Raw genomic sequence first — 12,988 nt, 5'->3', positions numbered from 1 at the left:
CCATGACCTGCGCCGGCGCCGCGGACGTCGGGCGCGCCTGCACCCAGATCGTCCCCGCCTCGTTGTCGAGCAGCTTCTCCGCGCCGGGCGCGCTGGCAGAGACGATCGTCCATTTGGTCACGTCGAGCACGGTGGGATCGGTCGAGACGATCGCCGGCACCGGCACCGGCGCGACCGCACGGAACAATGCGAACTCGCTGATCGCCGCGCAGGCCGGCGCTTCCAGGACGCGCAGCCGCACGCGCCGCGGCGCGATCGGCGCGTCGAGCCGGATCACGCGCTGCGCCGAGAGGCATTCATGCTCGGCGAGCGTGCGCCAGGCGCCGTCGATCTCGGCGTCGACCGCGAAGCGCGTCACGCGCACGCCGAGCGGCAGATATTCGCGCAGGCGGATCACGTCGAAGCGCGTGCCCGGCTTCAGGTCGAGCGTCAGCACCGGATTGGCCACGCCGTCGGGGCTCGCCCAATAGGTCTCGCGATTGCCGTCGAGCACGCGCGCGGGCTCGAAACCCGGCCCGCGGCTGTGGCTTGCATGCGCGACCGCTCCCTGCGCCAGATCGCGCGCGAAGGTGGCGCGGATCGCGTCGCCGAACGACTTGAGGATCCTGACGTCCTGGTCGGGGATCCGTCCGCGGCGATCGGGGGGGATGTTGAGGTTGAGGTTGGTCCCCCTGCCCACTGACTCGTCGTAGAGCCGGATCAGCCGCTCGGGGCTCTTCACCTTCGAATCCTCGTCGGCATGGTAGAACCAGCCCGGGCGGATCGACACGTCGGTCTCCGCCGGCCACCAGAGCGCGCCGCCGCGCACCCCGGCATTGCCGTTCTTCTGGTCATAGGGCTCGTTCGGCATAGTCGGCCAGCACGGGTCCCCCGCGACGCCGTCCTCATTGCCCACCCAGCGTATGTCCGCACCCAGCGGATCGAAGGTGCACGCGTCGGGCTGGAGCTTGTGGACCAAAGCGACGATCGACGGCCAGTCGTAATAACGCGGCGCATCGATCTTCCGCGCCTCGCGCGCGCCGCCATAATAGCCGTCGCCGCCATTGGCGCCGTCGAACCACACCTCGAACAGCTTGCCGTAGCGCGTGCACAATTCGGTCAGCTGGGCGCGATAATATTCGACATAGGCCGGGCGGCCATATTCGGGATGGTTGCGGTCCCAGGGCGAGAGATAGACGCCGAAGGGGAGGCCCGCCCGGCGGCAGGCATCGGCCATCTCGCGCACGATATCGCCCTTGCCGCCCTTGTACGGGCTGTTGCGGATGCAATGCTCGGTGAGCCTGGTCGGCCACAGGCAGAAGCCGTCATGGTGCTTGGCGGTGAGGATCACCCCCTCCAGCCCGCCCGCCTTGGCCGCCGCGACGATCTGGTCCGCGTCGAAATCGCTGGGGTTGAAGAGCTTGGGATCCTCGTCGCCAAAGCCCCATTCCTTGTCGGTGAAGGTGTTGATCGAGAAATGGACGAAGGCGTATTGCTCGCGCCCGTGCCAGCGCCACTGCCGCGGGCTCGGCACCGCGCCATGGGGCCTGGGCGTCGCCTGACGCGCGCCGGCCAGCGCCGGGAGCGCAGGCACGGCGCTCGCCGCCAGGCCGGTTGCGATCAGGCTGCGCCGGGAAAGCTCGGTCATGCGGATCCTCTCAGGCAGGAGCGCGGCCGAACGACGGCGGCCGGTCGGCTGGCGCGCGGCCGAAGCCGCGATTGGGGGTGCGGGACATGGTGAAGCGCAGCGTGCCGCCCTTGGCGAGCTCGCTATGGGCGATCCAGCTGCGCGTCCAGGGACGGCCGTTCCAGGTCACTGCGGCGACATAGGGGGTGTCGGGCCCGTTGCCCGGCGCCTCGATCACCAGCCTGCGTCCCTGGCCCAGCTGCAACACGGCGCGCGCGAACAGCGGTGAGCCGAGGACATAGGCCGCCTCGACCGGATCGACCGGATAGAAGCCGAGCGCCGAGAAGACGAACCAGGCGCTCATCTGCCCGCAATCGTCGTTGCCGATGATGCCGTCGGGATCGTTCTTGTACATCTCCCCGCACAGCCGCCGCACCATCGCCTGCGTCTTCCACGGCGCGCCGGCATAGGCGTAGAGATAGGGAGCGTGCTGGTCCGGCTCGTTGCCGTGCGCATATTGCCCGACCAGGCCGGAGATGTCGGGCGGGGCATTGGCGGGCAGGGTCGAGGGCGCGTCGAACAGCGCATCGAGCTTCGCCTCGAACTTCGCGTCGCCGCCCATATGCGCGATCAGGCCGTAGATATCGTGCTGGTTGAGGAAGGTCGCCTGCCAACCATTGGCCTCGGTATAGTCGCGCCACCAGGGCTTGGGCATGTGCCCCAGCTGGATCGGATCATAGTCCTTCCACCAGCTGCCGTCGGCGAAGCGCGGCCGCGCGAAGCCGATCGTGCCGTCGATCACGTTGCGCCAATTCTCCGCGCGCCTGGCCAGCCGCGCCGCATCGCCGGTCTCGCCGATAGCCCGGGCGAGGCGCGACGACGCCCAGTCGTCATAGGCATATTCCTGGGTGCGGCTGACGCTCTCGAAGACCTTGTCGGCGGGAACATAGCCGAGCCGATCGTAAAGGTCGCGGCCCAGGCTGTTGTCCTTGTCCGGCGCGGCGAAATCGAAGCTGCGGCGGCGGATCGCGGGCCAGGCCGCGGCGTAGTCCGCCTCGATCCCCTTGGCCTGCGCCTCGGCCAGCGGCACCACGCCGTGCCAGCCGATCATCGTCCCCGTCTCCTTGCCCTGGAGCGGCCAGACCAGGGGACCGTAGGGCGACTGCGCGGTCTGGCGGATCATGTCGTCGACCAGCTGCCTGGTCCGCTCGGGCGCGATCAGCGTCAGCAGCGGGTGCAGCGCGCGATAGGTGTCCCACAGCGAATAGGTGCTGAACGCCGCCCCGCCCCGGGGCACGCGATGCACCTGCCCGTCCATGCCCACATAGCGGCCGTCGACGTCGGAGAAGAGCGTCGGCGCGAGTTGGGCGTGATAGAGCGCGCTCGACAGGATCGTGCGCTGGTCGGCCGTGCCGCCCTCGACGGTCACTGCCTCGAGCGCCGGGCGCCAGCGGCGTGCGGCGTCCCGGCGCACGCGATCGAAGTCCCAGTGCCGCGCCTCGGCCGCGAGATTGGCGCGCGCCCCCGCGGCGTCGACCGCGGAGATGCCGCAGCGCACCAGCAGCGGCGCGGCGCCGGCATCGTCATAATGGAGCAGCGCCTTGAGCCGCTTTCCCGCCACGCGCGTCGCGCCGGGCTGCTCGGCATCGTCGTCGCCGAACAGGGTGACGCGATCGGGCCGGCGCGACAGCTGCATCGCGAAGAAGATCCGCCGCCCCTTGGCCCAGCGGAAGGTGCGCCGCGTGCCGGTGAGCGTGCCGTCGGCCTCGAGCGCGAGCAGCGCCTCGTCGATCAGCGGCGGCGAGTCCGACTTGTCGAGCACGAGGTGCGACAAGTCGACGAGCAGATGCCCCGCCCCCTTTGGGAAACGATAGCGGTGCCAGCCGGTGCGCTCGGTCACGGTCAGCTCGGCCGCGACGCCATTCTCCAGCGCCACGCGATAATAGCCCGGCTCGGCATGCTCGGCGCCGAAGCGCTGGCGATAGCCGGACCCGGGCGCTTCCGGCGATCCGGGCTGGAGCCGCACCGGCCCCGTGCCGGGCACGACGAGTATGTCGAGCAGATCGCCGATGCCGGTGCCCGAAAGGTGCGTGTGCGAGAAACCCAGGATCGTCGTGTCGCCGCGGTGATAGCCCGAGCACGTCTCCCAGCGCTCGACTCCGGTGTCGGGGCTCAGTTGCACCATCCCGAAGGGCAAGGTCGCCCCGGGATAGGTGTGGCCGGTCCCGCCGGTGCCGATGAACAGGTTGGGCGACCCGCCCGCCGCGCGGCCGCGCGCCGCGGCGGGCAGCGCCGATGCGGCGAGCCCGAGCGCGGTGGTGGCGAGCAATTGACGGCGCGTGGGGTTCATAGCGGTTCCGAAAGAAGCTGAGGCTGGGTGTCGGCAAGATGAACGATCAGCTCGCCGAACAGCCCGTTCGCCCAGGCGAACCAGTCGCGCGTGAACTTAGCAGGGTCGTCCTGGTCCGCCGCCTCGTGGATGAAGCCCGTCCCGGCGTCGCTGTCGCGCAGCATCTTCAGGCAGGCGCGGATCGTCGTGGCGTCGCGCGTCGAAAGCGCGCGCATGATCAGCGACATCGGCCAGACCTGGCCCAGCCCGACATGCGGGCCGCCAATGCCCTCGAGCGCGCGCCCGCGCGACCAATAGGGATTGGCCTCGCTCCACGCCGCCTCCGCCGTGCGCCGCCACAAGGGGTCGGACACGTCGAGGCAGCCGAGATAGGCCAGGCTAGACAGCGACGGCACGTTGGCGTCGTCCATGAAGAGCGCATTGCCGATGCCGTCGACTTCATAGGCGATCACCTCGCGCCCGTCGCGCAGGCGCATCGTCGCATGCTCGCGCAGCGCCGCCGCGACCTCGTCGGCCAGCGCCACCGCCTCGCCCGCGAGCGCCGCATCGCCGCGCGCCGCCTTCGCCACCACCGCGAGCTCGCGCAGCGCGGTGACGGCGAAATAATTGGCGGGGATCAGGAAGGGGAAGACGCAGGCATCGTCCGAAGGTCGGAAACCGCTGTGGATCAGCCCCACCGGCCGGCTCGGCGCACCATAGCCGTCGAGCATCATCGTCTCGGTCGGGCGATTGCTCTCGCGCAGGAAGCGATAGGGGCCCTTGTCATGCTTGCGCTGCTGCTCGCGGAAGGTGCGGATGCTCAGCCGCGCGGCTTCGGCCCAGCGCGCATCGAACGGCGCGGCGTCGCGCGTCGCCTGCCAATAGCCGTGCGCCAACCGCATCGGATAGCAGAGCGAATCCACTTCCCATTTGCGCTCGGCGACGCCGGGCAGCATTTGGGTCTGGTCCTTGAGCGCCCAGCTGAGATTGGTCTTCGCCGACGGGTCTTCCATGAAGGCGTTGGCATAGGGGTCGATCAGGATCGAGCGGCTCTGGCGCGCGATCAGCCCGCGATAGAGCGTGCGCAGCCCGGCATCCTGCTTCGCCAGGTGCAGATAGGGCTTCACCTGCGCCGAGGAGTCGCGCAGCCACAGGCAGGGTATGTCGCCGGTGATGACGAAGGCGTCGGGCGCGCCGTCGACCATGGACATCTTCACCGTCGTGTCGAGCGTGTTCGGATAGCAATTGCCGAACATCCAGCGCAGCTTGGGATCGGCGATCCGCTTCGAAATCCGATCGATCTCGCGCTCCACCGCCTTGCTCGTGAAGCGGCGGTCGCCGGGCGCGGGCCGCCGGCTGGCGGGCACCGGCGCGGTCTGCGCGAAGGCGGGTGCCGCGGCGAGCGCGAGCCCGGCGCCCATGAGGGTGCGGCGGTCGATCATTTCGGCAGCTCCTGCGCCTCCCCGCCCAGCGTGAAGTCGACCCATTGGCCGGGCGCCGTGCCCGGCTGTCCACCGCCCACCCAGAGGCGGTACGCGCCCGGCACCACGCTGCGCGTGCCGTCGCGCGCGACCACGCTGATGCTGCGCGGATCGAGCGTGAAGCGCAGCGCCTGCGCCTTGCCCGGGGCCAGCGCGACGCGGCGGAAGCCGGCCAATTGGCGCTGGAGCACGGGCGTCGTGAAGCCCGCGCCCTTGGCGGCCGGCGGCACCAGATACGCCTGCACCACCTCCTCGCCCGCCCGCGCCCCGCTGTTGCGCACCGTCACCCGCACTTCGATCGGCGCGGCGGTGTTCGTCGCCTTGGCCGTCAGGCCCGCATAGCCGAAGCTGGTATAGCTGAGCCCATGGCCGAAGCCCCAGAGCGGCGTGCCGGTGAAGAAGCGATAGGTGCGCTCCTTCATCCCGTAATCGACGAACGCCGGCAGGTCCGACGTGGTCTTGTAGAAAGTGACCGGCAGGCGTCCCGAGGGGTTGTTGAGCCCCGCCAGCGTCTCGGCGATCGCGGTGCCGCCCGCCTCGCCCGGATACCAGGCGGCGAGGATCGCGTCGGCCATCGCCGGATCGACCGCCACCGCGCTGCCGCTGGTCAGCACGAGGACGACCGGCTTGCCCGTATCGCGAAGCGCCTGGAGCAGCCGCTGCTGCACCAGCGGCAAGGCGATGTCGGTCCGGTCGCCGCCGACGAAGCCGGGCACGCTCACTTGCAGCGCCTCGCCCTCGAGATCGGGCGAGAGGCCGAGCATTGCGACCACCACGTCCGATTCCCGCGCCGCCGCCACCGCCTGTTCGAGCAGGGGCTCGGCCGGGGGAAGCCAGAGCAACCTGATGCCTTCGTCCTCGCCGTGATGGTCGAGCTCGAGGCGGAAATCGTGGCGCCGTCCGTCGCTGGCGAGCGGGACCTCGACGCGCGCCTTGCCGAGCGGCCCCTGATGGAGCGGCTTGCCGTCGATCCACAGCCGCACGGCGTCGTGCCGGGTGCAATCCTTCCAGCACGCCGGGATGTCGATCGCCAGCGTGTAGCGGCCCGGCCCCGGCGGCACGAGCTCGCCCGTCCAGCGGACCGCGAAGCCCCTGGCGTCCAGCCCGGGCAGCGGCGCGACGCGGGTATAGTTGAAGTCGATCCGTCGATCCTGCCGCACCGCGATCGCCGCGCCCGCCACGGTGGCGCTCGCGAAATACTCGGCCTTCAGCCCGGGCTTGCCCTCCGCCGTGAACGCCGTCTCGGGCACCACCACGGGCGCGCCGTCGGCGAGGATCGATCCCTGCGCGTATCGCACATTGGCCGCGCCGAACTGGCGGCGGATGCCCTCCAGCGGCGTCACCGGATCCCTGGCGGTGCCGTGGTAATTGGCCTCGAGCACGTTGAGATCGTCGGCATCGGCGCCGATCACCGCGATGCGGCTGCCCTTGGCGAGCGGCAGCCGGTTCGCGTCGTTCTTGAGCAATACGATCGCCTTGCGCGCGGCCTCGAGCGCCAGCGCCCGGTGCGCGGGCGTGCCGATTTCGCTCGGCGCGATCCGGTTCCACGGGCTCTGCGCGCCGAACAAGGTGCCCAGCGCCTCCCGGGCGGAGAGCGCGCGGATCAGCGCGGTGTCGATCTCCGCCTCGGTCACCAGCCCGCGCTTCACTGCCTGGGGCAAAGCGGCATAGGCCGATCCGCAATTGAGGTCGTTGCCGCCCCGGATCGCCGCGGCCGCCGCGGCGGCGCCGTCGAGCCGGTAATGGTGGAACAGGTGGATATTGGCGACCGCGTCGCAGTCCGAGACGGTGAGGCCGGTGAAGCCCCAGTCGGTGCGCAGCCGCTCGATCATCAGCGACGGCAGCGCGCACACGGGAACGCCGTGGATCGAATTGTACGCGCACATCAGCGAGCGCGCCTTGCCCTCGGTCACCGTCAGCCGGAAGGCGGGAAGATAGGTCGATTCCAGATCCTGCGGGCTCGGATCGACGTCGAAGCCGTCGCGCCCCGCCTCGGGCCCGCTGTGCACGGCGAAATGCTTGGGCGTGGCGATCACCTTGGGGTGCGCGGGGTCGGGGCCCTGCAGCCCCTGGACGAAGGCGACGCCGAGATGCCCGGTGAGGTACGGGTCCTCGCCATAGGTCTCCTGGCCCCTGCCCCAGCGCGGATCGCGGAAGATGTTGATGTTGGGCGACCAGATCGTCAGCCCCTCGTAGATCCGCCGGTCGGCGCCGATGGGCCGCGCGTTGAACTTGGCGCGCGCCTCGGTCGCGACCACGTCGCCGACGCGCTGCATCAGTCCGGTGTCCCAGGTCGCGGCCAGCCCGATCGCCTGGGGGAAGACCGTCGCATGGCCGTTGCGCGCGAGGCCGTGCAGCCCCTCGTTCCACCAGTCATAGGCGGGGATGCCCGCCTCGGCATCGGCGGGCGCGGTGCTCTGGAGCTGCGCCGCCTTCTCCTCGACGGTCATCGTCGCCACCGCCCTGGCCACGGCATCGGGGTCGGGCTCGGCGGCGGCGAGCAGGATCAGGGGGATCATCATTGCGGTCCCAAGGTACGGAGCGTCAGCGCGCGCCGGAGCGCCGCGGCGGAGGCGTCGGAGCGGACGTCGACCGTCACGCTCTCGCCGGGGAGGAGGTCGAAGCCGTCGTCGCTCGGCTGCGCGGCCAGCTCGCCGAAGTCGAGCATCACCACGCGGGCGAGCGCGCTCGCAGTGACCGTCACGCGCTTGCCCTCCCAGCGCGCGGTGAGCCCCGGCGCCGGATAGGCCATGTCCTTGGGCAGCACGCGCTCGACGATGCTGCGCGAGACGCTGCGCCCGTCGACCAGCAGTTCGGCCACGGCGAAACTCGCCTTGGGATCGGCGCCCGCGAACAGATCGGCGTCGGCCACGCTCGCCGCCTCCTGCGCGGCCAAAGGCTCGAGCGTCACCTGCGCGCCCTTCGCGCCGAGCGGCTTGCCCGCCATGTCGAACGCGCGGATGCGCCACTCGGCAGCGATCGGCGTGGTCGCGTCGGAGACGAGCGCGACGCGCGTGGCGCCGTCCTTGTGCTCGGCGACGATCGCCTGCGGCGCGAAGAAGCGCCGCGCCGCATAATGGAGCAGCTTCCACTGGCCGTTGTAATCCACGCTCGCCCAGGAGATCGCCGGCCAGGTGTCGTTGAGCTGCCAGTAGAGCGAGCCGAGCGTCACCGGGCGGCAGGCGCGATGGTGGCGCGCCGCCATCTCGATCGCCTGCGCCTGGTTGACCTGGGTCAGATAGACCAGGTCGGCGAAGTCCCTGGGCTTGCGCAGCCTTTGGTCGAGATAGAGCTGGAGCCGTGCATTGCCCTCGCCCGCCAGGAATTTCTGGTGCGCCTTGAGCACCGGGCTGTCGATCGCGAGCGGGCCCTTGCCCGCGAAGCCGCGGATCGTCGACAGGTCGGGCATCGCCTGGAAGCCATATTCGGACATGAAGCGCGGGCAGGTATCGAGATAGCGCTCGACCGGCTTGGATCCCGACCACACGTCCCAGAAATGCCGGTCGCCGTCCTTGTCGGTGTCGGTCGGGCCCTCATAGTCGGTCGAGGGCGAGCCCGGCCAATAGGGCGTGCCCGGCGCGCGGGTCAGCACCGCGTCGCGCAGCACCCGATCGAACAGCACCGCCATGCCCGCGCCGATCCGCTCCTGCTCGTCGGCGCCGACGCGTTTCTTGAATGCCTTGCGATCGGACCAGTTCTCCCAGCCCGACAGCACTTCGTTGCCGCCGGCCCAGCCGACCACCGCCGGGTGCGGCTGGAGCCGCTCGACCTGCTCCTCGGCCTCGACCCGCACATTGTCGCGGAACGCCGCGTCGGGCGGCGTCACCGCCCCGCCGAACATGAAGTCCTGCCAGATCATCAGGCCCATCTCGTCGGCCATCCGGTAGAAAGCGTCGTCGAGATAATAACCGCCGCCCCAGACGCGGATCATGTTCATGTTGGCGTCGCGCGCGCTTTCCAGGATCGCACGCATCTGCGCCTCGGGCACGCGCGCGGGGAAGCTGTCGAAGGGGATCAGGTTCGCGCCCTTGGCGAAGATCGGCACGCCGTTGATCCGGAAGCCGAAACTGCCGTCCTTGCGGATGAACTCGGTGGTGCGCAGCCCGATCCGCTGGGTCACGCGGTCGCTGGTCTCGCCCCCGGTGTTCAGCAACGCCTCGACCGCATAGAGCGGCTGCGCGCCATAGCCGACGGGCCACCAGCGCTGCGGCTTCTCGATCGCCAGCGGCGCGCTCACCCAATTCTCGCCCGCGACAAGGCTGGCGGCGCGACTCACCTCGACCTGCCGGCCGTCCGGCCCGGTAACGCGCGCGCGCAGCGTCACGTTCGCCGGACCGCCCGCGACGATCCGCCAGCGCGCCACCAGCCGCGCCTCCGCATCGTTGATCGCTTCCTGGTCGACGCGGAAGCCGTCGATCCGCGCCTCGTCCCACGCCTCGAGCCGCACCGGCCGCCACAGCCCGATATTCACCAGCCGCGGCGCCCAGTCCCAGCTGTAATGATATTTGGGCTTGCGGATATAAGGCGAGGTCTGCTTGCCCTTGGGCTCGTCGCCGAACGCGGAATCATATTCGCCCGGCAGCGGATTGACCTCGGCCAGCACCATCGGCTGGAGCGTCCGGATCGGCGAGGCGAAGCGGACGATCAGCTCGTTGCGCCCCGGCTTGAGCGCCGCCCTGGCGTCGACTCGCCAACGGCGATGGGCATTGTCGGCGGTCAGCAGCTGCCTGCCGTTCAGCGTCACCGTCGCGAAGGTGTCGAGCCCGTCGAACACCAGTTCGACATGGTCGCGCGCCAGCATCGCCGGGGTCACGTCGATCACCCGCCGGAACTGCCAGCTGGTCAGCCCCGCCCATTGGATCGGCGCCTCGTTGATCCCCTTGAACGGATCGGGGACGCGGCCGGCGGCGATCAGGTCCTGCTGGACGCTGCCGGGCACCCGCGCGGGAAACCAGCCTGCCTCCTTGGGATGCGCCTTCGCCGCCGCGTCGGCGGGATCGATCCGCACTTCCCAGGCGCCGTCGAGCGACACCGTCTCGCGCGGCGCGGCCCAGGCGGCGACGCTGGCGAGGAGCGCGGGCAGCAGCGCGAGCGCGCCTGCCCTCACTGCGCGGCCTCACGCAAGGTGGCGCGCTCGACCGCGTAGAAGGGGTCGGAAAGCGGCGAAGTGAACTGGAAGCACAGATCCTCGTCCCCCGCCATCGCCGGCAGCGCGCCCGAGAAGCTGAACCGCGCCGGCGCCGTCGCCGGATCGGGCAATGCGAAGCTGGCGACGACGATCGGCTTGATCGTCTTGTCCTTCTCCGCCGCGATGCAGCGCGCGGTGATGACGAGCTCGCCATGCGCGGTCACGTTGTAATGTTCGCGCAGCGCCTTGGTATCGTGCGCGAGCCCATAATGCCGCGGCAGCCGCGCGACATCGATCGTGAAGCTCTTCGCGATGTCGAGCGGCGCGGCGGGATAGACGCTGCACGTGTCGAACAGGTTGACGTTGAACACCGGCGCATTGTCGGTCGCCTCAGAGGTCAGCGGCACGCGGAGACCATAGGCGCCACGCGGACAGGTGATCAGCTCCGAGCTGGTGCGGGTAAGCAAAGCCGCCCGGCTGGTATCGAAGCTGCGCGGCTGGGCGGTGACGTTGCCCGCCGCGTCGAACGCTGCGGCGCGGATCGTCACGCCGGGCTTCAGGTCCAGCGGCGCCTTGAACGCCGACGACCTGGCCGTGGGCGTCTTGCCGTCGAGCGTGTAGCGGATCGTGCCATAAGGCGCCTGGGTCGCGAGCGCGACGCGCGCCCGGTTGGCGCGCAGCGCGTCGCCGCGCGTGCCCTGGAGCTGGAAGCCCACCGCGAAGGCGCTGTCCGCGACCTCCAGGCCCGAGCGCCGCCAGCGCTGGATCTGCGGATCGAGCCGCGCGAGGAAGCTCGTAAAGTCGCGCTTCTCCTTGGCCGACCAGGTGATCTCGGCGAGCGCCGCGGCGCGCGGGAAGATCATGTGCTGCACCTGATAGGGCGTGACGAGATATTCGCTCCACGCATTGGCCTGCGCGCCGAGCACGTGCTTGGCCTTCTCGCCGTCGATCCCCGCGGGCATCGGCTCGTATTTGTAGACGTCGGCGAGCGTCTGGATCGAAAGCCGCCCCGGCGGCTCGTCGCCGCGGTCGCTCTGCAGGCTGTCGAGATAGAGCGTCGGCGCGGGGCTCAGCACCACATCGTGATTCTGGTTGGCCGCGTCGACCGCGCCCTTCTCGCCGCGCCACGACATCACCGAGGCTGAGGGGGGCAGCCCGCCCTCGAGGATCTCGTCCCAGCCGATCAGCCGCCGGCCCTTGCCCGCCAGATAATTGCCGAATTCGTCGATCAGCCAGCTCTGCAGCTCGTTCTCGTCCTTGAGCCCCAGCTTCTTGATCTGCGCCTGGACCTCGGCCGAGCGCTGCCACTGGTCCTTGATCGCCTCGTCGCCGCCCAGATGGATATAGGTTCCCGGGAACACCGCCATCAGCTCGTCGAGGACTTCCTTGACGAAGGCGACACCCTTGGGCCCCGGGTTGAGCAGATAGGGATTGATCCCCCAATCGTGCGACACTTCGGGCCGGTCGCCGAACACGCCGAGCTCGGGATAGGCGGCGACGAGCGCCTGGGCATGGCCCGGCAGGTCGATCTCGGGAACGATCGTGATGCCGCGCTCGGCGGCATAGGCGACCAGCGCCTTCAATTGCTCCTGCGTGTAGAAGCCGCCCACCTTCGCCCCGGGCGCGCCGCCGGACGAGGGCGGCGTGCGCCACGCACCCACTTCGGTGAGCTTGGGATAGCGCTTCACTTCAAAGCGCCAGCCCTGGTCGTCGGTCAGGTGCAGGTGCAGCGTGTTGAGCTTCACCGACGCCATCTGGTCGACCACCGCATGGATCGATTCGATCGGCTGGTAGTGGCGCGCCACGTCCATCATCAGCCCGCGCCAGCCGAAGCGCGGCGCGTCCTCGATCGTCACCGCCGGCACCTTGACCGGCTTGCCGATGCCGCGATCGGGGCTCAGCAGCTGCGCCACCGTCATCGCGCCATAGAGCAGCCCGCGGTCGCCCGAGGCGCTGACGCGGATGCCCTTCCCGTCCACCACGAGGCGATAGGCCTCGTCGCCGCGCACCGAAGCGTCGCGCGTCAGCGTTATCGCGCCGCTGCCTTCGCGCGGGGCCAGCGTCAGCCCGCGCTCGGTCTTCACATGCGCCGCCAGCACGCGCGCCGCCGCCGCGGCGCCCTGGTCGCCCGCCGCCGTGCCGATCGCCGCGCCGTCCTGCACCGTGAAGCTGCCCGTCCCGCGCACCACCGATTGCGGAAGCGGAGTCAGCGGAAGCGGATCGGAAGCCTGCGCCACCGCCGCGGAACTGCAGAGCAGCATTGCCCAACCCAGATGACGTACCCGCCGTGCCCCGACAATCCGCATCGTCTATCCTCCCGCTGGCGTCTCCGGACGCTGTCGGCGAGGGTGTAACCAATATAGGTCCTGTGGCACAATAGGCACCATCGCCGCCTTCGCCTTTTGCGCGTTCGTGCAGATTGAAATCGGCATGCGGGGCCTTGG

The 12,988-nt window shown here is 70.1% G+C and carries 6 protein-coding genes; all 6 read right to left on the bottom strand.

Annotation, left to right across the window (positions count from 1 at the left end; all coding sequences use genetic code 11):
- A partial coding sequence (locus tag MT490_RS06980) for an alpha-L-fucosidase (RefSeq protein WP_297385510.1) occupies positions 1 to 1,627 on the bottom strand: 1,627 nt, incomplete at its 3' end.
- Between the two features lie 10 nt (positions 1,628 to 1,637).
- Positions 1,638 to 3,956, bottom strand: coding sequence for a GH92 family glycosyl hydrolase (locus MT490_RS06975; protein ID WP_297385509.1), 2,319 nt, complete (start codon positions 3,954 to 3,956; stop codon positions 1,638 to 1,640).
- The gene (locus tag MT490_RS06970; RefSeq protein WP_297385508.1) at positions 3,953 to 5,377 is read right to left on the bottom strand and encodes a glycoside hydrolase family 125 protein; all 1,425 of its coding nucleotides are present in this window, start codon (positions 5,375 to 5,377) and stop codon (positions 3,953 to 3,955) included. Before MT490_RS06970 ends, MT490_RS06975 begins: the two co-directional genes overlap by 4 nt.
- Positions 5,374 to 7,935 (bottom strand): glycoside hydrolase family 3 C-terminal domain-containing protein, encoded by a 2,562-nt coding sequence (locus tag MT490_RS06965; RefSeq protein WP_297385513.1) that lies wholly within the window; start codon positions 7,933 to 7,935, stop codon positions 5,374 to 5,376. The genes MT490_RS06970 and MT490_RS06965 overlap by 4 nt, the downstream gene beginning before the upstream one ends.
- Positions 7,935 to 10,523 carry a glycoside hydrolase family 2 protein gene (locus tag MT490_RS06960; protein WP_297385507.1) on the bottom strand — a complete coding sequence of 863 codons (2,589 nt, stop codon included), beginning with the start codon at positions 10,521 to 10,523 and terminating at the stop codon, positions 7,935 to 7,937. The genes MT490_RS06965 and MT490_RS06960 overlap by 1 nt, the downstream gene beginning before the upstream one ends.
- Positions 10,520 to 12,805 carry a family 20 glycosylhydrolase gene (locus MT490_RS06955; RefSeq protein WP_297385506.1) on the bottom strand — a complete coding sequence of 762 codons (2,286 nt, stop codon included), beginning with the start codon at positions 12,803 to 12,805 and terminating at the stop codon, positions 10,520 to 10,522. The genes MT490_RS06960 and MT490_RS06955 overlap by 4 nt, the downstream gene beginning before the upstream one ends.
- Positions 12,806 to 12,988: the final 183 nt, after the last annotated feature.

This window comes from Sphingomonas sp. (assembly GCF_026460985.1).
GTDB lineage: Bacteria > Pseudomonadota > Alphaproteobacteria > Sphingomonadales > Sphingomonadaceae > Sphingomonas.
The sequence above is the reverse complement of the archived record's forward strand: the minus strand, read 5'-3'. Positions and strand labels throughout refer to the sequence as shown.

Excerpts from the sequence above, each read along its gene's own strand:
- MT490_RS06975 (WP_297385509.1), bottom strand. The coding sequence starts at position 3,956 with ATGAACCCCACGCGCCGTCAATTGCTCGCCACCACCGCGCTCGGGCTC.
- MT490_RS06970 (WP_297385508.1), bottom strand. The coding sequence starts at position 5,377 with ATGATCGACCGCCGCACCCTCATGGGCGCCGGGCTCGCGCTCGCCGCG.
- MT490_RS06965 (WP_297385513.1), bottom strand. The coding sequence starts at position 7,935 with ATGATCCCCCTGATCCTGCTCGCCGCCGCCGAGCCCGACCCCGATGCC.
- MT490_RS06955 (WP_297385506.1), bottom strand. The coding sequence starts at position 12,805 with ATGCTGCTCTGCAGTTCCGCGGCGGTGGCGCAGGCTTCCGATCCGCTT.